We start from the raw sequence: 23886 nt of genomic DNA, 5'->3' as shown, positions 1-23886 counted from the left end.
CAAACAAAAATACTCCACTTATCGATTGCGCCGTCCATAAACATGTGCAAAGAACTCAAGATTAAGTGACGCGGGCAAAGCCGTGCCGGGTCGTATTTCAGGATAGCGCCATGTTGAATTCCCGCCTTCGTTCCTTCGTTTTCGCCGCCCTCGTGCCCGCCGCAATCGCCCTTGCCGCGCCGGCTGCCATGGCTTCGGACAAAGGTAATCCGGAGGCGAAGCGCATCGTTGCGGTGGGCGGCACGGTGACGGAAATCCTTTATGCGCTGGGTGCGCAGGACCGTATCGTGGCGCGTGACAGCACCAGCAGCTACCCGGCTGACGCCTTGACCAAGCCTGACATCGGTTACATGCGGGCGCTTTCTTCGGAGGGCATCCTGTCGCAGAAGCCCGATCTCATCCTCTCCGAAGACGGTTCCGGCCCGGCCGATGTCATCGCCATCCTGAAGGCAAGCGCCGTGCCTTTCGTCACCGTCGATACGCCGCCGAGCGGTAATGCCATCCCCAAAAAGATCGAGGATGTCGGCGCGGCCGTGGGGCTGTCGGACAGGGCGAAGGCACTGGCAGCCGAGACCAAAGCCGGGCTCGATACGCTCGCCAAAGATGTTTCGGCTGTGCCGGAAAAGGGCAAAAAGCGCGTTCTCTTCGTGCTTTCCACGGCTGGCGGCCGCATCATGGCGGCGGGCAAGGATACTGAAGCGGCGGCGATCATCGAAATGGCAGGCGGCATCAATGCGGCGCAGGAGATCACGGGTTATAAACCACTGACGGACGAGGCGGTCATTGCCGCAGCACCCGATGTGGTGCTGACCATGGCGCGCGGCGACCATGCCGCCAAGGCAGAAGAGATTTTCGCGTTGCCGGCCTTCCAGTCCACGCCTGCCGCCGCAAGCAAGGCGCTCATCAGCATGGATGGGCTTTATCTCATCGGTTTTGGCCCGCGCACGCCCGCTGCGGGCCGCGAGCTGGCAGCTAAGCTCTATCCCGACGTGGTGAAGCCGTGAGCCTTGCCGCCTTGATTTCCGCTGAAGGCAGGGTTGCGGGCGACAGATCCCGCCAGGGGGTCGTCACCCTTGCCGTGCTCGTCGGCATCCTGCTGTTTGCCTGTGGCGTGTCGCTGGTCAGCGGACCCACGGGTGTCGGCATGTCCGAACTCTGGGCTTATTTCACGGGCGGCGCGGATCAACTCGATGCGCGCGACAGGGTCATTCTCGAGGCGGTGCGCCTGCCGCGTACGGCGCTCGGCATGTTGATCGGTGCGGGACTTGCCGTTTCGGGGGCGATGATGCAGGGCCTGTTCCGCAATCCGCTGGCCGATCCCGGCATTGTCGGCGTCACCTCGGGTGCGGCGCTGTTTGCGGTTGCGGCGATTTCGCTGGGGGAAGGCGCGCTCGCCACGGTTGCCGTGTTTTTCGGCCCGCATTTCCTGCCGCTCATGGCGTTTTTCGGCGGGCTGTTGAATACTTGGGTGCTTTACCTGATCGCCACCAAGGACGGCGCGACCTCCACCACCACGCTCATTCTCGCCGGCATTGCGGTTGCGGCGATCAGCGGCGCGCTGACCGGGCTGATGATCTTCGTGGCGGATGACCGGGCGCTGCGCGACATCACCTTCTGGTCGCTCGGGTCGCTCGGCGGGGCCACGCCCGCCAAGGTGCTCGCCACCCTGCCATTCATCATTGTCGTTCTCGCCATCATTCCCTTCGTTGCCCGCGGGCTCGATGCGCTCATTCTCGGCGATGCCGCCGCCTTCCACATGGGCATTCCGGTGCAGCGGCTGAAACGGATCGTCATTCTCGCCGTTGCCGCCGCCTGCGGCGCAAGCGTGGCGGCGGCCGGTTCCATCGGTTTTGTCGGTATCGTCGTGCCGCATCTGCTTCGCCTCGCCATCGGTCCGTCGCACCGCTTCCTGCTGCCGGCCTCCGCACTTGGCGGGGCGGCACTTCTGCTTCTGGCCGATAGTTTCGCCCGCACCGTTGCGTCACCGGCGGAACTGCCCATCGGCGTCGTCACGGCGCTCATCGGCGCGCCGGTCTTCCTGTTCCTGCTCTTGGGACGCGGCGGGTTTTCCATGCGGAACATGTCATGATCCGGGCTGAAAACATCACCCTCATCCGCTCCGGCCGCAGGCTTCTCGATGCGGTCAGCGTCGATCTGAAGCCCGGCAAGGTCAATGTCATCATCGGCCCCAACGGTGCTGGCAAATCCACGCTGATGAAGGTTCTCTCGGGCGAGATGCGCCCTGAGGCCGGGTCGGTGACCTATAACGATGTCGATCTGCCGGCCTTCACGCCGCTCCAGCTTGCCCGTCTCAGGGCCGTACTGCCGCAGAGCACCCAGCTGGCGTTTCCTTTCACGGCGCTCGAAATCGTGCGCATGGGAGCGGTTGCACAGGGGGCTCGTACGCCGGAGGAACAGGCCCGCCGGGCGCTCGCCAAGGCCGGGCTGCGCGGTTTTGAGCAGCGGTCCTACAACCTGCTCTCCGGCGGCGAGCAGCAGCGGGTGCAGTTTGCCCGGGCGCTGGCACAGGTGCCAAACCCGATGGAAAACGGCGAGGCGCGGGCGCTCTTTCTCGATGAGCCCACCGCAAGTCTCGATATCGGCCACCAGATCGCCGTGCTGGAAACGGCGCGTGACTTTGCAAGCGGCGGCGGGCTGGTGCTCGCCATTCTGCACGACCTCAATCTTGCGGCGGAATTTGCCGATCAACTCATCGTCATGCATGGCGGCCGCGTGACGGCGAGCGGCCCCTCGCTGGAAACGATCAGCGACGAGACGATTGCGCGTGTCTATGGCATCGGCGGTGTCGTCGGCCGGTTGCCGGCGCGGCATATTCCTTACGTGCTGCCGCAGTCGCGCCACCGTTAAGGGCCTGTCCTTCGCTTCAGCTTTCCGGACGGGTGGCGATGAAGAGCGCGGAACCCAGCATGACGACGGCGACGATTGTCGCCCGCAGCGGCGGCGGCTCGCTTAGAAACCAGAAGGCGGCGTAACTGACGGACATGGCAGAAAGTGCTGCGACCTTGGCATTGCGGGCAATTGCGCCGCGTTCACGCCAGCGCCGCAGCGAAGGGCCGAATCGGGGGTGGGCCAGAAGCCATGCCTCGAGTTTTGGCGAGGAGCGGGAAAAACACCAGAGCGCCAGAAGCAGGAACGGCGTGGTGGGCAAAACGGGAAGAAACGCGCCGACAATGCCGGTCGCGACCATCACCCAGCCAAGACAGAGGTATAAAAGGCGCATGCCTAGCCGGTATCATGAGTTCGTTACTCAGGATAGAGCGGCGGGCTCAAAACCATGCGGTCCCGTTGCCGCATGCCCCGGCCACACCACAAAAAATCAGGGGTTTCCGCTATCACATTTGCCGTGATCTGGCCGCTAGGTCCTGTCGCAGACTGCCTTTAGGGTTGAAAGCGTGACGCTCAATCCTTATTCCCTTGGGCCGCGATGCACGGAGCATAACCGGGCCGTCAACAGGAAGAAGAAGGAAAACACCATGGCCAAGCTGATCCACTCGATGGTCCGGGTGCTGGACGAAAAGCGTTCGGTGGAATTTTACAGGCAGGCTTTCGACCTTGAGATCGCGGAACGCGCCGAGTTCGAGAATTTCACGCTGATCTATCTCAGCAATGCCGAGGGCGATTTCGAGCTGGAACTGACCGTCAATCGCGGCCGCGAAGTGCCCTATGCGCTGGGCGACGGTTACGGCCACCTTGCCGTCAGCGTTGCCGATGTGGACGCCGAACACCAACGTTTCATCGACATGGGGCTTTCTCCGGGCAAGATCATCGAAGCCGATTATAAGGGCCAGCCCTTCGCGAAATACTTTTTCATCTGCGATCCGGACGGTTACAAGATCGAAGTGCTGCAGCGCGGCAACCGGTTCAAATAAGCTCGAATGGAGACAGGCATGGCGGAGGCAGGCGTGAAACTCGAGGATAGCTGGAAGCGCGTTCTTTCCGGTGAATTCGCCAGCCCCTATATGCTCAAGCTGAAGGAGTTCCTGCTTGCCGAAAAGACCGCCGGCAAGCGCATCTTCCCGAAGGGGGCGGACTATTTCCGGGCGCTGGATCTCACGCCTCTCGATGAGGTCAAGGTCGTCATTTTAGGCCAGGACCCCTATCACGGGTTCGGCCAAGCGCATGGGCTGTGCTTTTCCGTCCAGCCCGGCGTGCGCATTCCGCCCTCGCTCGTCAATATCTACAAGGAATTGCAGAACGATCTCGGCATTCGCCCGGTCGGTCACGGCTTTCTGGAAAGCTGGGCGAAACAGGGTGTGCTTTTGCTCAACAGTGTGCTGACGGTGGAAGAGGCCCGCGCCGCCTCGCATCAGGGGCAGGGCTGGGAAAAATTCACCGACGCCGTCATCCGCGCCGTCAACGATGAATGCGACCCTGTCGTCTTTCTGCTCTGGGGCTCCTATGCCCAGAAGAAGGCGGCCTTCGTGGACCAGCGCAAGCACCTCGTGCTGCGCTCGCCGCATCCGTCTCCGCTTTCGGCCCATAATGGCTTTTTCGGCAATGGCCATTTTTCCAAGGCAAACGCCTTTCTCGTGTCCCATGGCCGCCAGCCGATCGACTGGCAATTGCCGGAAACGGTGGGAAGCGACAAAAACCTTCTCTAGACACTCATAAAATACCTTTACGCTTCGCGGTTGTCGGGATTAAAGATAACCGGACTATGAAGTGAAGGATTATGCCCGTGTCTCTCCTGTCTGCCGAAACCTCCGTCTCGCTGTCCGATCCGCTGTCGATCGTCGATGCTTTCGAGGATCATTTTTCCGAGCATATGGAGATGGAACGCGAAGGTGCGACGGTGCGGTTCAAGACCGAATATGGCCATGGCAGCTTCAGCGCCGAGAGCGGCCGTTTCGCCGCAAGGGTCAGCTGCATTTCCGAACATATATTGATGTCGGTAAAGGCGATGGTGGCCGAGCATATCGTCGAATTCTCCGGCGAGACGGGGCTGGATTTCCGCTGGAGCGGCCATGGCGCCGAGCAGCGTGAACTGCCCAATCTTTTCGTCGGCAAGGTTGCCCGCGCCTATAATCTGACGCCGCATATGCGCCGGCTGGTGGTTTCCGTCGAAAGCGGCATCGAAAGGCTGCTGACCGGCGGCATGCATGTGCGCCTGCTTCTGGTGCCGGATCAGGCCCGTGCGCCGGTCTGGCCTTATCTTGCGCCCACCGGGGCGATCGTCTGGCCGGCGGGCGACGATCTTCTCACACGGCGTGTTTACACCATTCGTTCCGGGGATATCGCGCGCGGTGAAGTCGATATCGACTTCGTCATGCATGAGGGTGAGAACATGCCGGGCGCGACCTTCGGCGCGACGGCGAAGCCCGGCGATGTTCTCGGCATCATCGGCCCGAGCGGTGTTTGCCCGGAAGCCGAGCGTTATGTCTTTGCCGGTGACGAGACGGCGTTGCCGGTGATGCTGCGCATGGCGGCCGAAATGCCGGCCGGGAAAAAGCTCAGCGTCTACGCCGAAATCGATGACGAAGCCGAGCGGCAGGAGATCGTCTGCGCGGCAAATGTCGAGTGGACATGGCTTTATCGCCGCGGCAAGCCCGCCGGCACCGCCGGCCTCATCGAAAAGGCGCTGCGCGACCATGGCTGGAGCGCGGATCATGACGGTCTGCATGTCTTTGTCGCCTGCGAAAAATCCGAGGCGAGGGCGGCAAAATCCTTCCTCACCGACGAGATAGCTTTCCCGAAAGCATCGCTGCGCGCCGTCGGTTACTGGACTTTGGGCGCTGCCGACGATCATTGAGGCTGCCTTATCGGGCTCGTTGAACAGTCGAATTTATCGTTCATCATTCGGGAACAATCCGTTCCCGTTGCCCACTCTATGCGCAAGAGCGCTCTTACCCCATCTTTACCCCATGAACAGGGCAGGCCCCAACCGTGAGGCCCGCCAGGCAAAAGGGGTTTATCATGCTCAACCAGATCAAGGGCCTGCACCACGTCACGTCCATGGCGGCGAGCGCGCGCCAGAACAACAATTTTTTCACCGATACGCTCGGCCTGCGCCGGGTGAAGAAGACGGTCAATTTCGACGCGCCTGACGTCTATCATCTCTATTATGGCGATGAGGTCGGCACGCCCGGCTCGGTCATGACCTACTTTCCGTTCCCGCATATCGCCCGCGGCCGTCCCGGCACCGGTGAGGTGGGCACGACGCTGTTTTCCGTCCCGGAAGGATCGCTCGGCTACTGGCAGGATCGTCTTTCCAAGGCCGGCGTGGACGGCCTGAAGGGTGATGAAGCCTTCGGCAACAAGCGCCTGCATTTCGCAGGTCCCGATGGAGACGGTTTCGCGCTGGTCGAGGTCAGGGACGACAACCGTGCGCAATGGATCGGCAACGGTGTCGGCGCGGATCAGGCGATCCATGGTTTTCAGGGTGCGTCGCTGCGCCTTCGCGATGAAGGTGCGACGGCCGAGCTTTTGAAATTCATGGGCTATCAGGAAGTGGATCGTCAGGATGGCGTACTGCGCCTCGGCATTCCCGGCGGCAACGGCGCCGACTTCATCGACATCGAGACCATGCCGAATATTTCTGGCGCGCGGCTGGGTGCGGGGTCTGTGCACCACATCGCCTTTGCGGTCGAAAACCGTGAAAAGCAGCTGGAGGTGCGCAAGGCGCTGATGGATACCGGTTATCAGGTGACGCCGGTGATCGACCGCGATTATTTCTGGGCGATCTATTTCCGCACGCCAGGCGGTGTGCTGTTCGAAGTGGCCACCAACGAACCTGGTTTCGACCGCGACGAGGATACCGCCCATCTCGGCGAGGCGCTGAAACTGCCGACCCAGCACGCGCATCTGCGCTCCGTGCTGGAAGAGCAGCTGGAACCGCTTGGGGATGAAAAGACGGTTTAATTGTCAGGGACTTGGCCGCCCGTTTCTTCTCCCCCGCCGGGGAGGAGGTGGCCCGAAGGGTCGGATGAGGGGGCGCCGTTGCCGTATCTCACCGCCCTTGCCCCCTCATCCCGCTGCCGCGGACTTCTCCCCGGCCGGGAGAAGAAACAGGCGGCAGCTGCTCGCTCCCCATGATTGCTCCGCTTGGCTGAAGAAGCCGCGTGTATCGTTGAACCTTCTTCCTTCCAGAAAGGATACTCCCATGACCAAGGATAGTTATTTCCACAAATCCCGCGCCGGCACTGCGGATGCTCCACTTTTCGTTTTGCTGCACGGCACCGGCGGCGATGAAAACCAGTTCTTCGATTTCGGCTCGCGCCTGCTGCCTGAGGCGACCATTCTCTCACCCGTCGGCGATGTCTCCGAACACGGTGCGGCGCGGTTTTTCCGGCGCACGGGAGAGGGCGTCTACGACATGGCCGACCTCCAACGGGCGACCGTCAAGATGGCGGATTTCATCAAGGCGAACCGGGAGCATTACCAGGCGGGTCCGGTCATCGGCCTCGGTTTTTCCAATGGTGCGAATATTCTCGCCAATGTGCTGATCGAAGAACCCGGACTTTTCGATGCGGCGGTGCTGATGCATCCGCTCATCCCGTTCGAGCCGAAGATTTCTCCCGCCAAGGCCTCGCGCCGGGTGCTGATTACGGCCGGCGAGCGCGATCCAATCTGCCCGGTGCCGCTGACGAAGGCGCTGGAACAGAGCCTCAAGGCACAGGGCGGCACGGTGGAAACCGTATGGCATCCGGGCGGGCATGAAATCCGCGCCGGCGAGATCGATGCGGTCAGGGGTTTTCTGGCGGCTTATGGGGAATAGGCGTGTGGCTTGCACAGGCGTTCTCCGTCTGGCGCGACCATTCCGGCACCATGCCGCTCCCGACAAAACGTCATCCTCGGGCTTGACCCGAGGATCCACCGCCCGGCGTGACCATGGATCCTCGGGTCAAGCCCGAGGATGACGGAGGTGGTTGCTACTCCGTCCCTTGTTCTCAAGTGAACTTGTCCAGTCTCGCCTCAGCGATATCCGCATTGTTGCAACTGCGCCTCGTAACGCATCGCCATGTTGGCGGAGCGGCGGGCGGCCTTTTGGACCGCGGAATTGTTGCGCCAGCTGCCCTTCGCATAACCGGCATGGCCGGAATAATAAGCGAGGTAGAGATTATAGGGGTCGTTCAGCGCAATGCCGTTTTCGCGCCGGCTCTTGGCGTGATACCAGCCGACGAAATGGATCGCATCGGTGAAATCGGTGCGGCTTGCCGACCAGCGGCCGGTTTCGCGCTGGTAAACGCTCCATGTGCCGTCCAGCGCCTGTGCATAACCATAGGCGCTCGACTGGCGTTTCCAGGGAATGAAACCCAAGAGTTTGGTGCGCGGCGGCCGTGCATAGGGGCGGAAGGCGGATTCGGTGTAGATCGTCGCCATCATGACCGGCACGGGCACGCCGAATTCGCGCTCGGCCGCCTTGGCATCACGCCGCCAGTTGTTGAAGATGCCGTTCCGCTGCTCGAAAATCGCACAGGCATTGGTGACCTGCGACGGTGCGGTGGCGCAGCCGGCCAGGACGAGCATCAGAAAAACAACGGCAGATACGCCACGCATAACGGAACCCTTTCGTTCCGTTATTCTTAAATTGCTAACCATTAACGTCGGGTTTTAAGACAAGGTTAATTCAAATGCCTGACATCGCGCGGCCGTTAACCCGCTGAAAATTCCTGTGGCGGGGATGGGGCAAAACCAGCCGCGCATCGTCGCTTCCTGTCATCTTTCGACTTTTTTCTTCCCCGTGCATCCCCGGTGTCTATCTGCGCGGTAGGCTTGTCTCCATACCGGTCATCAAACGTGCGCGCGGCGCGAGATGGGCGGGGCAGGCGGCCGAGACTGGGGAGTTTCCCAATGTCACGGTTGAGGCGGCCGGCATGTGACCTCCTTCCAAACAGGAACCGGTTTGGCGGGTGCGTTACAGGTTAAAATATCGGAGCCGGGCCGCATCGTCTGCAAACCCTCCAATACCAATCCATGCCCCGCAGCGATGCGGCTCTTTCTCTCCCGCCACGTTGCCGCGACTGTCGCGGCGACGGCATCGGCGCATGTCTGAAAATGTGCTCGGTGTCCCAAAAATCAAAACCGATAAAATTGTAGCAATCGGCTTAAAGCGCCTGAAAACAGTGCTGTGCCATTGTGGGATCACAGACGGAGAGCGGCCCTTGCAAGAGGCGCTCCACAAAACAGAAATCGAGACCGGCACAAGCCGGCGGATCGCAAACGGGGTATGAAATGCTGAAGAAGATTATTGCTGCCGCCATCTGCGGGATTGCCGTTGCTTCCATGTCCAACCATGCCGACGCTGCTGGCGCTGCCGGTTTTGCCCGCGGTTTCGCCGCCGTCGAGAAGTCCGCTGTGACTGCGGTCGGCATTTCCGCGCCTGATGGTTTCGATGGTTGCGTTCTTGCCGCCGGCCAGTGCGTCTCTGCCATCGCTGCGCCGCTGACGGTCGAGCGCCGCGAGGAACTGCTGCGCGTCAACCGCGACGTGAACGCCACAATGGGCGCGCTCGACGATTATGTCTCCGGTTTTGCAACCGATGTTCCGGCAACGCCGTCTTTGAGCCTTGGCGATTGCGGTGATTGCGCCGCCATCAAGCGCACGGCCCTTGCCGGCGCCGGCTGGTCCTCCAGCGCGCTGCGCCTCGCCTTTTCGCTGAACAATGACGGATCGCTCGAAAAAGTGCTGATCGTTACCACCGACAAGGGCGATATCGTCCTTGGCAACGCCGTCTTTTCTCCGGTAGAGCGCGAAACCGCGCTTTGACCTTTGGTTCGAGCATCGGAAACAGTTTGCGATCCGATGCTCCATTCTTTCATGCCTGCCAGACTGCGCCGGTTTTCCTGACCCTGTTGGTTCAGGAAGCCGGCGATTTTTTTCGTTCCGCGACGGCAATGCCCGCCAGCGCCATGATGAGTGCGGCTATCTGATAGGTGTGCAGCGTTTCGCTGAGCACGAAGACGGACAGCAGCGTGCCGAAGACAGGCACAAGGTTGATGAAGAGGCCGGCGCGGTTGGCGCCGATCTGTTCCACGCCCTTGATGTACAGGATCTGCGCGACGAGTGAGGCAAAAATGCCGGCATAGACCACCAGCACCCAACCCTTCTGATCCGGCCAGACGACGCTGTTGCGGGAGATTTCCCAGAAGACCAGCGGCACCGAGGTGAGGAGCGCGAAGAAGGCGGGGATGGCCATCAGCGTGCGCCAGTCGACGGCCGGTTTCCAGCGCAGAATGACGGTGTAGATCGCATAAACAAGCACGGCGAGCAGCATGACGGCGTCGCCGACATTCATTTCCAGTTGCAGCAGCGAAACCGGATCGCCATGCGAGGCGAGCAGCGCCACACCGGCGATGGTGAGGCAGAAGCCGGCGATCTGGCCGAACAGCACGCGGGTGCGGAACAGTATGAAGTTCAGGACGAAGATGACCATGGGAATGCCGGCCTGGATGACGGCGGCATTGATGGCCGAGGTGTGTTGCAGGGCCGTGTAGAGAAACACGTTAAAGGCGGTATAACCGACACTGCCGAGCACGAAGAAATAGGGCAGGCGCTGTTTCACCACCGGCCAGTCCTTGATGAGTTGCGGCACGGAAATGGCGAAGATGATGGCGACGGCGAAGACCCAGCGCAGGAAGGTGAAGGCCATGGGGCTGATGTGGCCGACGGCCAGCTTTCCGGCAACGGTGTTGCCGCCCCAGCAGAGCGTGGCGATGATGAGGGCGATATAGGCTTTCGAAGGCACGCTGATGTTTCGCTTCTTCAATGGGTGGGAAAACGGAGAGGGGTGGATGGCGGCCTTGCGCCCGCGCTTGGCCCCCACGGGGCGAGATAATGCGGGAAATCCGCGTCTTGTCACGGAAAAAGCAAAATTCTCCATAAGAAACAGGGTCGCTTTCCGTAAAACAACGCAGTATACATTCGCGGGTTTGGGTTTCCCATCGGGTTATCGGGCGTACAAGCGCCATGAGCAGGAAAGCAAGAAATGACGAATGTTGTGGTGGTCGGCTCGCAATGGGGCGACGAAGGCAAAGGCAAGATTGTCGACTGGCTGTCCGAGCGGGCAGATGTCGTCGTGCGGTATCAGGGCGGCCATAATGCCGGCCATACGCTTGTCATCGATGGCATCAGCTACAAGCTTTCGCTCCTGCCGTCCGGCGTCGTGCGTCCCGGCAAGCTTGCCGTCATTGGCAATGGCGTCGTGGTCGATCCGCATGCCCTGATTGCCGAAATCGGCCGTCTGGAAGCGCAGGGCGTCAAGGTCACGCCGGAAAACCTGCGCATCGCCGACAACGCCACCCTTATTCTTTCTCTGCATCGCGAACTGGACGGCATGCGCGAAGACGCGGCCTCCAACAGCGGCACCAAGATCGGCACCACCCGCCGCGGCATCGGCCCGGCCTATGAAGACAAGGTCGGCCGCCGCGCCATCCGCGTCATGGATCTCGCCGACATGGAGGCGCTTTCCGCCAAGGTCGACCGCATCCTGACGCATCACAATGCGCTTCGTCGCGGTTTCGGCGCGGCTGAAGTGGCGCATGAGACGATCATGGAAGAACTGGGCTCGATTGCCGAACGCATCCTGCCGTTCAGCGAAACCGTCTGGCTGCTGCTCGACAAGAAGCGCCGCGCCGGTGCGCGCATCCTGTTCGAAGGCGCCCAAGGCTCGCTGCTCGATATCGACCATGGCACCTATCCTTACGTGACCTCTTCCAACACGGTTGCCGGCCAGGCCGCTGCCGGTTCCGGCATGGGTCCGGGTTCCCTGGGTTACATTCTCGGCATCACCAAGGCCTACACCACCCGTGTTGGCGAAGGTCCGTTCCCGACCGAGCTGAACGACGAGATCGGCCAGTTCCTGGGCGAAAAGGGTCATGAATTCGGCACCGTCACCGGCCGCAAGCGCCGCTGCGGCTGGTTCGATGCCGCACTGGTGCGCCAGTCGGTCGCCACCAACGGTATTACCGGCATCGCGCTCACCAAGCTCGATGTTCTCGACGGTCTCGACGAGCTGAAAATCTGCGTCGGTTACAAGCTGGACGGGCAGGAAATCGATCATCTTCCGGCAAGCCAGGGCGCGCAGGCGCGGGTCGAGCCGATCTACGTCACACTGGAAGGCTGGAAGGAATCTACCGTCGGTGCCCGAAAATGGGCGGATTTGCCTGCTCAGGCAATCAAATATGTCCGTCAGGTCGAGGAATTGATCGGGGCGCCTGTCGCGCTTCTGTCGACAAGTCCGGAGCGTGACGACACCATACTTGTGACTGATCCGTTTGAGGATTAATGTCCTCGGCGATCTAGATTCATAAACCATATCGGGCCGGTACGTCGCCGGTCACGACGAGAAAGTGCTTATGGCGGATTTTGTAGCAGTCATTCGCAAGGCCGTGGATGGCTTGGCGAACAATACTCCCGAAAACCGGGCGAAGGTTTACGACAAGGCGCGCAGTGCTGTTGTGCGCCAGCTCGAGAATATGAAGCCACGTCCGCCGGAAGAATTGTTGCGCCGGCAGATCGCCAAGCTGGACGCCGCAATCGCCGAGGTGGACAGCGAATATGCAGAGGCGCTTCCGGCGCTGGAGGAAGATGACGCTGTCTCTCCCGCTGCGGAAGAGACAGCGGCGTCCTATTACCAGCAGGATTCCGCCGACGAAGACGACGCCCGCGCCGCCGAGCCGGCGGAGGATGCAGACCGGGAAGAGGCGCGGCACGAGCCGGTCTACGAAGAACCGGCAGCCGCTGAACCCGCGCAATCCGAGCCGGTTTACGAAGAAGCGGTCGAAGAGGAAGAGCCCCGGCACGCTGACACCGCTGCCGATGAGGAGCCGCATCACGGCGGCCGCGAGCCGGAAGAGCTTTATGATGCGCCGGAAACGGTTCATGCCGCTCACGCTCCGGCACACGGCTCCGACGAAGCCGTCGGCACCTATTTCGTCCGTACGGAAGAAGAGCCGGCTCACCAGCCGCAGGATGACTATGTGGAGCCTGAAACGGCGTCCGCCCCTGCTGATGATTCCGTTCCGTCCCATTGGGCGCAGCCGGTGGATGAGGACGACTGGCGCAAGCTCGAGGACGCGCAGGACGACGATGTGCGTCCGGCCGGAGAGGAATATGAAGAGGTTCGTAACGAGACCGACGAAGGTCCGCTCGTTGCCGGTTATGCCGCTCAGCATTACCAGGAACCGGAGGTAAGCTTCGAGCCGGCCCCTTACGACGAGCATGAGCGTCGCGAGGCGGACGACCATTTCGGCCCCGCCGCCGTGGAGCACGCGCCCGCCTTTGGTGGCCGGCACGATTTCGACGATCATCGCCAGACGGAAGAGCAGGCCCCGAAAAAGGCAGCCGTGGTCGAGGATTTTTCGTCCTATTTCCAGGATGCGGATATCGCCATTCCGCCGAAGGACGCGCCAGCGCTGCCGCGCGCCGATAACGATCTCTTCGGCGATCAGGCAGCGGCAAAGGACAATAAGGAACGCACGCCCTGGGACGATCTGGACGAGTTGATCGGTTATGACGGCGCGTCGTCCTCCACCAGTCAGGCTCCGGGCGAACCGAATGGTGTGGGCGCTGCCGTCGCGACGCCCGCCTATATGGTCAAGAAGAAGCCGCGTCGCAATTATGCGTCGGTGGTGCTTGCCCTTGCCGGCGTGGCGCTGCTAGCCGGCGGCGGTTATGCCGTGTGGATGAACCGCGATGCGCTGAACGATATGGTCGGCGGGCTGGTCAGCTCCGCACAGAACGGCGGCTCAAGCGAGACGGCTTCGAACGGGACGGGTGAGGCGCAGACCTCGACACCGCCGGCGACCCAGCAGCCGCCCGCCACGGGGCAGCAGTCGACGTCCCCGACCAACCAACAGACGCCGGCCCATGGCGATGACGGCTCCGTCACCGGCACCAAGTTCACCCAGCGGCTTCTGGCCGACGGCACAGAGCGGGACGAGGGACCTGCGCCGGGCGCGAACGGCCAGCCCGTTACCGCCGAAGGCCAGTCGGTCTATGAGCAGAATGTCGCGCCGCCGGCTGCGGGCGAGGCTCCGGCCAATAATGCCGGTGCGCCAGCCGGAACGCCAGCCGGCACGCCGGCGCAGCAGCCCGCCGCCGCCGCCGGCGACCGCATGTTCCTTTATGAGGAAGTGCTGGGTCAGACGGTGCCGACCGCCATTCAGGGCAGCGTTTCCTGGTCGCTGCAGCAGGAAAATGACGGCGATGGCAAACCTTCGCCCACCGTGCAGGGTCAGATCAACGTTCCCGGCCGTGGCCTCAGCGCGCTGATCACCTTCAAGCGCAATACCGACCCGTCGCTGCCGGCCAGCCATCTGATCGAGATCGTCTTCTCGGTATCGCCCGGCTTCGAAGGCGGCGCTATCGACAGCGTCCAGCGCATCGCGATGAAGAGTACCGAGCAGGATCGCGGCAACGCCCTGATTGCGGTTCCGGCCAAGATCACCGACGATTTCCACATGATTGCGCTCAACGATTTCCCGGATGCGATGAAGACCAATCTGGAGCTTCTGAAGAGTCGCAACTGGATCGACATTCCGGTTTCCTATCGCAATGGCCGGCGTGCGCTGCTGACCCTGCAAAAGGGCAATGACGGCATCGCCGCCTTCGACAAGGCGCTCAGCGAATGGGCGGCGGCAACGCCGACGACCGGGCAGTGATGATCCGGGGGCTTGCCGAGAGCTGGCCCCCTCATCGCCTCGCTTACGCTCCGGCACTTCTCCCCGGCGGGGAGAAGAATTTGCGGCAACCTTTCGACCTCTCAAAGCATCAGTCTGAAATCCCCTGTGGAATGAGACGGTGCCCCAGCTTCTTCTTCCCGCCGGGGAGAAGTGCCGGAGCGCAGCGAGGCGATGAGGGGGCTGCACCTACCGTCCTGAATAATGCCGGTTTCAAACAAAAAGCCCGCAGGTCTTGCGATCTGCGGGCTTTATGTCGACTAGCGTTTTAAGGAGCGCTTACGCATCCACCACGCGCAATGCACGCGCGGCTTCCAGCGCTTCCTTCTGCACCGCTTCCTGCACCTTCTCGAAGGCGCGAACCTCGATCTGGCGGACGCGTTCGCGGCTGATGTCGAACTCGGATGAGAGTTCTTCCAGCGTCACCGGGTCTTCGGCAAGGCGGCGGGCTTCGAAGATGCGGCGTTCGCGCTCGTTCAGCACGCCCATGGCTTTCGCCAGCATACGGCGGCGAGTTTCCAGCTCGTCCTGCTCGATCAGCACGTCTTCCTGGCTGTCATGGTCGTCCACCAGCCAGTCCTGCCATTGGCCGGACTCGCCTTCGGAGGCCTTGATCGGCGCATTCAGCGAGGCGTCGCCATGCAGGCGGCGGTTCATCGAGATGACTTCTTCTTCCGACACCTGAAGCTTCGTCGCGATTTCCTTGACGTGCTCCGGCTTCAGATCGCCATCGTCGATTGCCTGGATGCGGCCTTTCAGCCGGCGCAGGTTGAAGAACAGACGCTTCTGGTTGGCGGTCGTGCCCATCTTCACCAGCGACCAGGAGCGCAGGATATATTCCTGGATCGAGGCCTTGATCCACCACATGGCGTAGGTGGCCAGACGGAAACCGCGCTCCGGATCGAACTTCTTCACCGCCTGCATCAGGCCGACATTGCCTTCGGAGACGACTTCGCCGATTGGCAGGCCGTAACCGCGGTAACCCATGGCGATCTTGGCGACGAGACGCAGATGGCTGGTGACGAGTTTATGCGCGGCGTCGCGGTCGCCATGCTCGGCATAACGCTTGCCAAGCATGTACTCTTCCTGCGGCTCCAGCATCGGAAATTTACGGATTTCGTCGAGATATCTATTGAGACCGGCTTCGCCGGCTGTAATCGTAGGCAAACTATTGCGGGCCATAAAGCACCCCCTTATCTATGGTCTGGAACGGCACCCTCTTTGGCATGGCAAATCACCCGCCCGAGGCACACCGTAAGCTGCGGGTCGTTACCGACCCCGCACGAACCCATGTGACAAATATGTACGCGCCCGCCGCGTTTCAAGCGAACGCTGCGTTCACACATACGTTATATTCCAGTCACACCTTCCTTGATCTGTTTAACTTTCGAACGGTAGATTCGTTCCGAGAAGCCACCAAGGCCGGAGCGCACCATCAGTTCATACATCACCCGTCTGCGCATGGGATTGTGCAGGCGCACCACCTTCGAGCCGAGGAACTGCGTTTCGACATGGGAAAGCGCCTGCAGATCGTGATCGGCGGCGATGGCAGCAGCATAGGTGGCGTGAAATTCCCGGTGACAGACATAGGTCTTGTATTTCGTCATGCCGAAGCAGACGAGGCTATGGCCATGGGTGCGCAGAAAATCGGCGACGCCCACCGTCACTTCCGGCCAGGCGGGGTTGAAAGTGTCGTCGAAGACGATGACGCCATGCGGTGCGATCACCTCCATGGCCAGTTTCGCATCGGCCAGCACATGGTGCAGGGTGTGGCCGCCATCAATGCTGAAGAAGCGGGCGGGGCCGATGCGGGAGGTGATATCGGCGGGCGCCAGCCGGGTGCTGTCGCCCTTGATGATGAGGTTCTCGTCCATTGGAAAGTCCAGCCGGCGACCGTTTTCCATAAGGCGCTCATATTGGTCGAGGCTGCCGTCTTCCGGCGGGTCGAGATCGAACAAGTCGACGCCCAGAACCTTTTCCTGCGGCTGCGCGAATTTGCGCAGCAGAAAATAGGATCGGCCGTAATAAACGCCGATTTCCGCCAGGCCGCCATGGAGGCCGCTTTTCGTCTGGGCCTGCAACAGCGCTTTGAAGACGAGCGCATCGGGCGGGTCGATATAACCTTCGACGCTGCGCAACTCCTGAAATATAAACCGGCGGTCTTCGATATTCATGCGATAGATCCCGTCATCATGCCGGTTCCGTTCGGGGCGGATCGAACGAATGGCGTCTCTGCGCTTTATTTGGCAGGCTTGAAATCGTCACGGTTTAGTGGCCGCGATTTCAGGCGTTGCGGGGCCGAGGAGGTGTGACGATTGAAGCGAAATTGGGGCGGTCTATAAAAAGGACCGACTGCGGAATATCGCTATCCGCTAATCTTTTTTTATTATCCGGGGCTTCCGGCGAAATGCATGGCGCGGTTTTTTGACCGTGCCATGCAGGTTTTCAGCCACGCAATGCGGCGGTCAGCGCTTCCATGTCGTCGGGCAGGTCGGTTTCGAATTCCATCACCTCGCCGGTGCGCGGATGTTCGAAAGCGAGCAGATAGGCATGCAGAGCCTGGCGCGGAAAGCCGCGGACGGTGCTTTTGGCCGGTTCTTCGAGAAGGTTCGCCTTGGTGCGGAAGGCCGCGCCATATTCGGGATCGCCGATCAGCGGATGGCCGATATGGGCCATGTGCACGCGGATCTGGTGGGTGCGGCCGGTTTCCAGACGGCATTCCACCATCGAGGCGAGGCAGGTGGCGTCCGGCCGCTCATGGTAGCGTTCCATCACCTCGTAATGGGTGATCGCCTCGCGGGCATCGTCGGCATCCTCGTGTTTGACGGCGCGTTTGGTGCGGTCGGCGCTGCGGCCGAGTGCTGCGTCGATGGTGCCGCGCAGGGTTCGCGGGCGGCCCCAGACGACGGCCTTGTAGGCGCGCTCCAGCGGCCCGGTGCGGCCATGATCGGCAAATTGTGCGGCGAGGTGACGGTGGGCATTGTCGTTCTTCGCCACGACCATGACACCGGAGGTTTCCTTGTCCAGCCGGTGCACGATGCCCGGGCGCTTGACGCCGCCAATGCCGGACAGGCTGTCGCCGCAATGGTGGATAAGGGCGTTCACCAGCGTGCCGGTCCAGTTGCCTGCGCCCGGATGCACAACGAGACCGGCCGGTTTGACCAGCACGATCAGGTCTTCATCCTCATATTCCACGTCGAGCGGAATGTCCTCGCCCTTGGGTTCCGGGTCTTCCGGCTCGGGCATGACGATTTCGATACGGTCGCCGGGATGCACCTTCTTCTTCGGCTCCGTCACCGGATTGCCGTTGAGGGAAACCGCGCCCTGTTCGATCAGCGCCTTCAGGCGGCTGCGGGAGAAGTCGCCGCCCACCTCGCCTGCCAGCCATGAATCGAGGCGGCCTTCGGCATCTTCCCCGGCAATCAGGACTTTCCTTGCGTCTCCGCCTTGTTTAAAGGGGTCGTTCATTCTTATTTTTCCGATCCATCAGCATTTCAGGGAACCCGATGACGCAGATCGAGCAAGACGAACAGGAAGACAAGCCGCTTGATCCGGCCATGGAAAAAGTTCGCCGCAAGATGATCCGTTTGCAGATCGTGTCGGGCTCCGTGATGTTTATCAGCCTTATGGCTGTCTTCGGTGCGGTTGTCTACAAGGCGATGGGGCCGTCGAAGGCGGTTCAGACACAGGCGGAAGCGCCGAACCTTGCCGTTCCCACCGGCAATGGCCCGATGGCGGTCACCGCCAGCCTGCCGCAGGGCTTCACGATCGACAACGTCAGCTATTCCGGCGGCGACATGCTGTTTTATGGCCGGCTTTCCAATGGCACCCGCAAGGCGCTGGTCTTCAATGTTGCGACCGGCCGGTTCCTCGCCGATGTGACGGTCGATGGCCAGTGAGGCCAATAACCTGCTGGAGGGGCGACCGCTGATCCCGGTCGAGGATCCCGCCGATCCGCGCATCGCCGCGTTTCGCGATATTCGCGAGCGTGATCTCACCGGCCGGCAAGGTCGGTTCATTGCGGAAGGCACGGTGGTGCTGCGCATGCTGGCCGCCGCCCATAAAGCGGGCGGTGCCTTTGCGGCGGAGAGCATCCTGATCCTGCGCAACCGCCTTTCCGGCGTTGCGGATATCCTTGCGGATTTCCCGCCGGATGTGCCGGTCTATGTGGCGGAAGCGCCGGTGCTGGACGGCATCGTCGGTTTTCACCTGCATCGCGGCATTCTGGCGCTCGGGCGGCGGGTTCAGGATCGCGGACTGGAAGAAATGACGGCGGCACTTCCCGCATCTTCCCTGGTGCTTGTCGGCTGCGGCATTTCCAACCACGATAATCTCGGCGCGATGTTCCGCAATGCGGCGGCCTTTTACGCCGATGCGGTGCTGCTGGACGAGACGTGTTGCGACCCGCTTTATCGCAAGGCGCTCAGGGTTTCCGTGGGCTCGGTGCTGTCGGTTCCCTATCATCGCGGTGGCGGGGCGGTGGACATGCTGGAGCGGCTTTCCGAGGCGGGGTTTGCTATCTGGAGCCTGTCTCCGAATGGCGAGACGGAGATACGCGATATTCCCCGATCACAGCGCATGGCGCTGGTGATCGGCACAGAAGGCGAGGGGTTGCCGCAATCGGTGCTCTCGCGGTTTCATACCGCACGGATTGCGCAGTCGCCGCAGCTGGATAGCCTGAACGCGGGGACGGCTTCGGGGCTGGCGCTTTATCAGATGGCGGGGGTGATGGGGCGGGTGTAGATCAGAGCCGCTTTAGCACTTCGGCGTATGCGGCTCACCCCCCTCTGTCCTGCCGGACATCTCCCCCTCAAGGGGGGAGATCGACTCGTGGTGAGGCCTCGCCCCTCTCAACGTTTGCGAATGAAGCGGTGGTCGCGCCTCGTGCCGATCTCCCCCCTTGAGGGGGAGATGTCCGGCAGGGCAGAGGGGGGTGAGCCGCACACTCAACGTTGAGGTAAACCAGACCCTCGGCGAACCTAGCGTTCCCGCTTCTCCATCACCACTTTCGCCCGCGTCGCAAGGCTCTCCCGCCCTGACGAACCGGAGGCCTTGGCCAGCAACCCCGGAATAGGCGACGCCTCACCCTCCTGCGCGGCGGTGAGCGCGATCATCTCGGCGGCGATCCTTGCGATTTCGCGGCGGATGGGTTCGTCATTGCCGGCGCCGCGCACATTCAGCAGGCGTTCGGTGAGCGCGGCGCCCTGATTACGGATATCCTCGATTTCCTGTTCCAGGCCTTGCGACGCCGCTGGCTCGGTCGATACCGGGGGGGCTGGTTCCTCTGCGGCGGCAGCCGGTATCGCCTCTTCGGCGGCGGGTGCGGGTTCAAGCGCGGCGGCTGGGGCAGGGGCCGTCGGTTGCGATGGGTTGACCGTTTTGTCGTCCGAGACGGCGGGGTTCGGCAGACGGATGATCATGTCGTTGCTGCGGCCGCCGGTTGCCGCAAGCTGTTCCTTAAGCCGGGCGACTTCCTGGTTGCGCAGTGTCAGCATCGTGTCGAGATCGGCGTTTTTCGCCATGACGGTCGCGACCTGCTCCTCGAGCCGTGTGACCTTGCGGCTTTCGCGCGCAACCGCCGTCATCGCCTCCTTGTTGCGGGCCGCCACATCCTGCAATTCGCGGGTGGCGGTCTCGCCCTCCTTGCGGAAACGCGTGGCGCTCTGCTTGGCCTGTTCGGCTTCCAGATCGCGGGTGGCGGCGAGGATTTTCGAATCATCCAGCTCGCGCGTCAGATGGGTGAGGCGGGCGGTGAGATCGGACATCTGGCCGGCGCGCTCGTTGGCGGCCTGCTCCTGTTGCGCGAGGTTCGCCTGTAGGGCGCCGGCGTGTTCTTCGGCGGCATCGAGGGCCGCGCGCAATTCGCCGATTTCCAGCGTCAGCTCCTCGATTTTCAGGGAGAAACCGCGGTTCTGCTCGCCAAGGCGGTAGGCATCGCTGGAGGCGGCCTCGTTGGCGAGGCGCAGGGAGGTGTTTTTTTCCCGTTCCGTATCCAGCTCCTGGCGGATCTTGGCGTTTTCTGCGGCGTAAAGCGCACGCGCCATGTCCTTCTGGGCGCGAACTTCCTGCGGGCTGATGGGCATCGTCGCGCGTATGCGATTTTCCGTATAGGCGACGATGCGGCGGTTGATCGCGGGTGCGATCAACAGGGCCAGCAGGGTTGCGGTGAGAAAACCCAATCCGAAAAGAATGGCATATTCGATCACGCGGGACAGTCTCCGAAACTCAGATACGCGCGCATTCGGAAAGAGGGCGCGAAAGCACGTTACGCTATTATTGCAACCGTGGGGAGGGGTTTCCCCTAGGCAGTTAGCGGGCGAGACGTTGCCACTTGCTTCTTCTCCCCGAGGGGGAGAAGTCCGCGGCAGCGGGATGAGGGGGCAAGGGTTATGAGATACGGCAACGTTGCCCCCTCATCCGACCCTTCGGGCCACCTTCTCCCCGGCGGGGAGAAGAAACCTGCCGCAATGCCTCATCCTGTAGACCACCGTTAGCTCCACTCAGACCTCGGCGAATCAGAAGGGGTTCCAGGTCGGCTGCTGGGTGAGCTTCAGATAACCGACGTTGATGCCGAGACGCGCGCCGATGCCGGTGCGGATGGGGGCAAGCGTGACGTCGCTGCTCTTCAGATACGTCATGCCGACGCCGGCGACGATGAAAGCGGAGCCGCTCACACCACCGTAACGGCGGTAAAGCGCATCGACCGAAGGCAGGTTGTAGACCAGCATCATGGCGCGGGTTCCCTGGCCGCCGTAATCGAGGCCGAGGGAGGGGCCCTGCCAGAAGACGGGGTGCTGGCCGGCGTTCTTGGTGTAAAGCGTACCTTCGCCATAGGTGAGGCCCGCGACGAAAGCGCCGGAGCCTTCCTGGCCGAGAATGTAACCGTTCGGAAGACCGTATTGCTGGAAGGCGCGCTCCACCACCTTGGCAAGGCCGCCGGTGGTTTCACCGAAGAATCCGTGGCCCGCATCAATGACTTCCTGGAAAGAATATTGATCGCTGTTCTGGGCTGCGGCCGGTGCGGCCCATAACAGGAGGCTCGCAAGGAGCGCGACAATCTTTCCCAGTCCCAGGCGTGCAATGGTGCGGGTTTTCGTAAGGCGCATCGTCATGTCCGTCCGTCTGTTTCGTTAGCGCACCAGCCCGAAATCCGAATCGGTTTTCTTGAGGACTGGCGTGCAGAAAAAATTCTACAGCATATTTCGCGCATCCTTGCGGATACACATGGCTCCAGTGTGGCCAGTTAAGCCATTTGGCATTTTGAAACCATCCTATTAACAATCGGTTTACCAAATATGGTGTCATTATGGCTTAACAATTTCCACACCGTCCGCGCCTCCCTTGCGCAGGAGAGAATTTTATGACCAGCAAACTCAATATCACGCTGTCCGGTCCCGATCTGGCGGCTCTTCTGTGCAGCCGTGTGTGCCATGATGTGATTTCTCCTGTCGGCGCCATCAATAACGGCCTCGAGCTTCTGGACGAGGGCGGCACGGATGACGATGCGCTCGATCTCATCCGCACGTCAGCCCTTAACGCATCCGTGCGGCTGAAGTTCGCCCGCCTTGCTTTCGGCGCTTCCGGTTCGGCCGGCGCCTCCATCGACACCGGTGAGGCCGAAAAAGCCGCCCAGGATTTCGCTGCCGCCGAAAAGAAGGCGGAAGTGAGCTGGAACGGCCCGCGCGCCATCGTTGCGAAGAATCGTGTCAAACTTCTGCTCAACCTCTTCCTCGTCGCTTACGGCTCCATTCCGCGCGGCGGCAATGTGGACGTGCTGCTGGAAAACCCCGACGGCGACGCCAGGTTCGAAATCACCGTCAAGGGCCGGATGATGCGGGTGCCGGCCAAGTTCGTGGAAATTTACGAGGGCAGGCTGGAAGAGGCGGTCGACGCCCATTCCGTGCAGCCCTACTACACGCTGCTTCTGGCCGAGGAGGCCAATATGGCGGTGGAATACAAGGTGCATGACGACCGCATCGTGTTTACCGCCAAGACGATTACGGCGTGATCGTTTCAATGCGACAAGGATGCCACCAGGGTTGGGTGCGGCTTTAGTCTGCGCCCGGCCTTTTTCTTTTCCGAGGAGAAGGTCTCATGATCCGTGTCGAAACCGCGCGTCTTGTGCTGCGGCCTCACGCCATTGAGGACGAAGCACTTTATTGCTCCTTCTGGGGCGCGGATGTTCGTCCGATACCAGGGGTGAGCTCAATCGCGCCGCTCGATCCCGAACTCGCCTTTGCGCGGCTCCTGCGCTTCATCGGTCACTGGTCGGTCTTCGGCTTCGGCCCCTTCGTGGTTGAGGAGGCCGCCACGGGACGAATCGTCGGCGAGGTCGGTCTTGCCCATATGCGCCGTGGACATGGCGCGGATTTCGACACCGCTCCGGAGGCCATGTGGAAGATCGACAGGGATTTGACAGGCAAAGGCGCGGCCAGCGAAGCCGTGCAAGCCGCGCTCGGCTGGTTTGACGCCGCGGGCATATCGAGCCGTGTCGTCTGCATGATCGATCCGCTGAATACGCCCTCTCTCGCAATCGCCGCCCGCTTCGGCTTCCGTCCTTTCCGGGAGACGACGTTCCGGAAAAGCCCGGTGCGGCTTTTCGAAAGACTTATGGGAACATAAATCTGCGGGGGCGGGGCCAAGGAATAAAAGGGTTGACGGATAGTAAGGCGGCATACTATATGCCGGCTTATGATGCTGGAAAAGAAATATGAAGCGCTGTTGGCGCGCACATTGCAATCGGGCGTTTCTGAACCGGGAAGGCCCCTAACAAACGAAATCACCGCAGAGCCCGGCGGGATCAGGCTTTGTTTCGAGCTTCTGTCGCTTGCTGCGGCTATTGACCGGGATTGCGCCGCGCGGCTCTCGCCGCACCGTCTGTCGGAAGGGAAATTTCTGCTTCTTGTACTCTTGCGAGACAGGGCGGAGGGCCTTTCGCCGCATGAACTTGCCGACGCTTCCGGCGTCACGCGCGCCACCATTACCGGCCTGCTTGACGGGCTGGAGAAGGATGGGCTCGTGACGCGCCGACCCGCTTATGACGACCGCCGCAAGCTTCTGGTCTCCCTGACTGTCAGCGGCAAGACGCTGGTGGAGACATTGTTTGTTGAACATGCCGAATGGATATCCTCGCTGCTTTCCGGTCTCGACCAAAGCGAGCGCTGTTTGTTGAGCAAGCTTCTTGTGAAGGTGCGGACAAAGACGGGCGCGGCCACTGTTTCGGCCCGCCTTCCCGACAATTGATTCC

At 61.6% G+C, this 23886-nt stretch carries 24 protein-coding genes; 16 read left to right on the top strand and 8 right to left on the bottom strand.

Going from position 1 to position 23886, the window contains the following annotated elements; genetic code table 11:
- Positions 1 to 110: 110 nt before the first annotated feature.
- From ACQZ48_RS10705 to ACQZ48_RS10695, 3 genes are read left to right on the top strand one after another with little or no spacing between them, the layout of a single operon-like run.
- Positions 111 to 1004 carry a heme/hemin ABC transporter substrate-binding protein gene (locus tag ACQZ48_RS10705; RefSeq protein ID WP_173990083.1) on the top strand — a complete coding sequence of 298 codons (894 nt, stop codon included), beginning with the start codon at positions 111 to 113 and terminating at the stop codon, positions 1002 to 1004.
- Positions 1001 to 2089, top strand: a complete 1089-nt coding sequence (locus tag ACQZ48_RS10700; protein ID WP_443388242.1) for a FecCD family ABC transporter permease — start codon at positions 1001 to 1003, stop codon at positions 2087 to 2089. Before ACQZ48_RS10705 ends, ACQZ48_RS10700 begins: the two co-directional genes overlap by 4 nt.
- Positions 2086 to 2868, top strand: coding sequence for a heme ABC transporter ATP-binding protein (locus ACQZ48_RS10695; RefSeq protein WP_137410876.1), 783 nt, complete (start codon positions 2086 to 2088; stop codon positions 2866 to 2868). Before ACQZ48_RS10700 ends, ACQZ48_RS10695 begins: the two co-directional genes overlap by 4 nt.
- A gap of 16 nt (positions 2869 to 2884) precedes the next feature.
- Here ACQZ48_RS10695 and ACQZ48_RS10690 read toward each other — a convergent pair whose 3' ends face one another.
- On the bottom strand, positions 2885 to 3241 hold the full coding sequence (locus ACQZ48_RS10690) for a YbaN family protein (RefSeq protein WP_077981397.1): 357 nt from the start codon (positions 3239 to 3241) through the stop codon (positions 2885 to 2887).
- 253 nt (positions 3242 to 3494) lie between these two features.
- Between ACQZ48_RS10690 and ACQZ48_RS10685 the strand changes: the two genes are divergently transcribed.
- The 5 genes from ACQZ48_RS10685 (at position 3495) to ACQZ48_RS10665 (ending at position 7735) form a co-directional block, all read left to right on the top strand.
- Positions 3495 to 3890 (top strand): VOC family protein, encoded by a 396-nt coding sequence (locus tag ACQZ48_RS10685; protein ID WP_077981600.1) that lies wholly within the window; start codon positions 3495 to 3497, stop codon positions 3888 to 3890.
- A gap of 18 nt (positions 3891 to 3908) precedes the next feature.
- Entirely contained in the window at positions 3909 to 4622 is a 714-nt protein-coding gene (ung, locus tag ACQZ48_RS10680; RefSeq protein ID WP_191217825.1) for a uracil-DNA glycosylase, read from the top strand.
- 71 nt (positions 4623 to 4693) lie between these two features.
- Positions 4694 to 5770: a siderophore-interacting protein gene (locus ACQZ48_RS10675; protein WP_137410875.1), complete on the top strand. Its 1077-nt coding sequence runs from the start codon at positions 4694 to 4696 to the stop codon at positions 5768 to 5770.
- A gap of 164 nt (positions 5771 to 5934) precedes the next feature.
- Complete coding sequence (locus ACQZ48_RS10670) at positions 5935 to 6879, top strand: VOC family protein (protein ID WP_137410874.1); 945 nt, start codon at positions 5935 to 5937, stop codon at positions 6877 to 6879.
- A 241-nt stretch (positions 6880 to 7120) separates the two neighbouring features.
- The gene (locus ACQZ48_RS10665) at positions 7121 to 7735 is read left to right on the top strand and encodes an alpha/beta hydrolase (RefSeq protein WP_137410873.1); all 615 of its coding nucleotides are present in this window, start codon (positions 7121 to 7123) and stop codon (positions 7733 to 7735) included.
- A gap of 197 nt (positions 7736 to 7932) precedes the next feature.
- On the opposite strand, the gene ACQZ48_RS10660 is transcribed toward ACQZ48_RS10665, so the two are convergent.
- Positions 7933 to 8517 carry a transglycosylase SLT domain-containing protein gene (locus ACQZ48_RS10660; RefSeq protein WP_077981401.1) on the bottom strand — a complete coding sequence of 195 codons (585 nt, stop codon included), beginning with the start codon at positions 8515 to 8517 and terminating at the stop codon, positions 7933 to 7935.
- Between the two features lie 675 nt (positions 8518 to 9192).
- Here ACQZ48_RS10660 and ACQZ48_RS10655 point away from each other — a divergent pair.
- Complete coding sequence (locus ACQZ48_RS10655) at positions 9193 to 9726, top strand: transglutaminase-like cysteine peptidase (RefSeq protein ID WP_448728804.1); 534 nt, start codon at positions 9193 to 9195, stop codon at positions 9724 to 9726.
- A gap of 91 nt (positions 9727 to 9817) precedes the next feature.
- Here ACQZ48_RS10655 and ACQZ48_RS10650 read toward each other — a convergent pair whose 3' ends face one another.
- Positions 9818 to 10705 carry a DMT family transporter gene (locus ACQZ48_RS10650; RefSeq protein ID WP_162520557.1) on the bottom strand — a complete coding sequence of 296 codons (888 nt, stop codon included), beginning with the start codon at positions 10703 to 10705 and terminating at the stop codon, positions 9818 to 9820.
- A 240-nt stretch (positions 10706 to 10945) separates the two neighbouring features.
- On the opposite strand from ACQZ48_RS10650, the gene ACQZ48_RS10645 reads away from it, so the two are divergent.
- Entirely contained in the window at positions 10946 to 12244 is a 1299-nt protein-coding gene (locus ACQZ48_RS10645; RefSeq protein ID WP_077981405.1) for an adenylosuccinate synthase, read from the top strand.
- Between the two features lie 70 nt (positions 12245 to 12314).
- Positions 12315 to 14621, top strand: coding sequence for a hypothetical protein (locus ACQZ48_RS10640; protein ID WP_448728803.1), 2307 nt, complete (start codon positions 12315 to 12317; stop codon positions 14619 to 14621).
- Positions 14622 to 14918: 297 nt separating this feature from the next.
- On the opposite strand, the gene rpoH is transcribed toward ACQZ48_RS10640, so the two are convergent.
- From rpoH to ACQZ48_RS10625, 3 genes are all read right to left on the bottom strand, one after another.
- A complete protein-coding gene (gene rpoH / locus ACQZ48_RS10635; RefSeq protein ID WP_080789876.1) occupies positions 14919 to 15821 on the bottom strand; it encodes an RNA polymerase sigma factor RpoH in 903 nt (300 codons plus the stop codon).
- 167 nt (positions 15822 to 15988) lie between these two features.
- Positions 15989 to 16813, bottom strand: coding sequence for a class I SAM-dependent methyltransferase (locus ACQZ48_RS10630; RefSeq protein ID WP_077981407.1), 825 nt, complete (start codon positions 16811 to 16813; stop codon positions 15989 to 15991).
- Between the two features lie 271 nt (positions 16814 to 17084).
- A complete protein-coding gene (locus ACQZ48_RS10625) occupies positions 17085 to 18107 on the bottom strand; it encodes an RluA family pseudouridine synthase (RefSeq protein ID WP_137410869.1) in 1023 nt (340 codons plus the stop codon).
- A 38-nt stretch (positions 18108 to 18145) separates the two neighbouring features.
- On the opposite strand from ACQZ48_RS10625, the gene ACQZ48_RS10620 reads away from it, so the two are divergent.
- A complete protein-coding gene (locus ACQZ48_RS10620; RefSeq protein ID WP_137410868.1) occupies positions 18146 to 18538 on the top strand; it encodes a hypothetical protein in 393 nt (130 codons plus the stop codon).
- Complete coding sequence (locus ACQZ48_RS10615) at positions 18528 to 19382, top strand: TrmH family RNA methyltransferase (protein ID WP_173990068.1); 855 nt, start codon at positions 18528 to 18530, stop codon at positions 19380 to 19382. Before ACQZ48_RS10620 ends, ACQZ48_RS10615 begins: the two co-directional genes overlap by 11 nt.
- A 236-nt stretch (positions 19383 to 19618) precedes the next feature.
- On the opposite strand, the gene ACQZ48_RS10610 is transcribed toward ACQZ48_RS10615, so the two are convergent.
- Both ACQZ48_RS10610 and ACQZ48_RS10605 read right to left on the bottom strand, forming a co-directional pair.
- Positions 19619 to 20845, bottom strand: a complete 1227-nt coding sequence (locus ACQZ48_RS10610; protein WP_191217828.1) for a hypothetical protein — start codon at positions 20843 to 20845, stop codon at positions 19619 to 19621.
- Positions 20846 to 21154: 309 nt separating this feature from the next.
- Positions 21155 to 21751, bottom strand: coding sequence for a DUF1134 domain-containing protein (locus ACQZ48_RS10605; RefSeq protein WP_170985549.1), 597 nt, complete (start codon positions 21749 to 21751; stop codon positions 21155 to 21157).
- A gap of 248 nt (positions 21752 to 21999) precedes the next feature.
- Between ACQZ48_RS10605 and chpT the strand changes: the two genes are divergently transcribed.
- The 3 genes from chpT to ACQZ48_RS10590 all read left to right on the top strand — a co-directional run bounded on the left by chpT (position 22000) and on the right by ACQZ48_RS10590 (position 23882).
- Entirely contained in the window at positions 22000 to 22647 is a 648-nt protein-coding gene (gene chpT, locus ACQZ48_RS10600) for a histidine phosphotransferase ChpT (RefSeq protein ID WP_077981411.1), read from the top strand.
- An 86-nt stretch (positions 22648 to 22733) separates the two neighbouring features.
- The gene (locus tag ACQZ48_RS10595; protein ID WP_137410865.1) at positions 22734 to 23261 is read left to right on the top strand and encodes a GNAT family N-acetyltransferase; all 528 of its coding nucleotides are present in this window, start codon (positions 22734 to 22736) and stop codon (positions 23259 to 23261) included.
- A gap of 72 nt (positions 23262 to 23333) precedes the next feature.
- On the top strand, positions 23334 to 23882 hold the full coding sequence (locus ACQZ48_RS10590) for a MarR family winged helix-turn-helix transcriptional regulator (protein WP_077981604.1): 549 nt from the start codon (positions 23334 to 23336) through the stop codon (positions 23880 to 23882).
- Positions 23883 to 23886: the final 4 nt, after the last annotated feature.

The sequence above is a fragment of the Agrobacterium sp. 22-209-1 genome (assembly GCF_053522485.1).
This window is presented reverse-complemented; position numbering and strand designations above follow the sequence as displayed.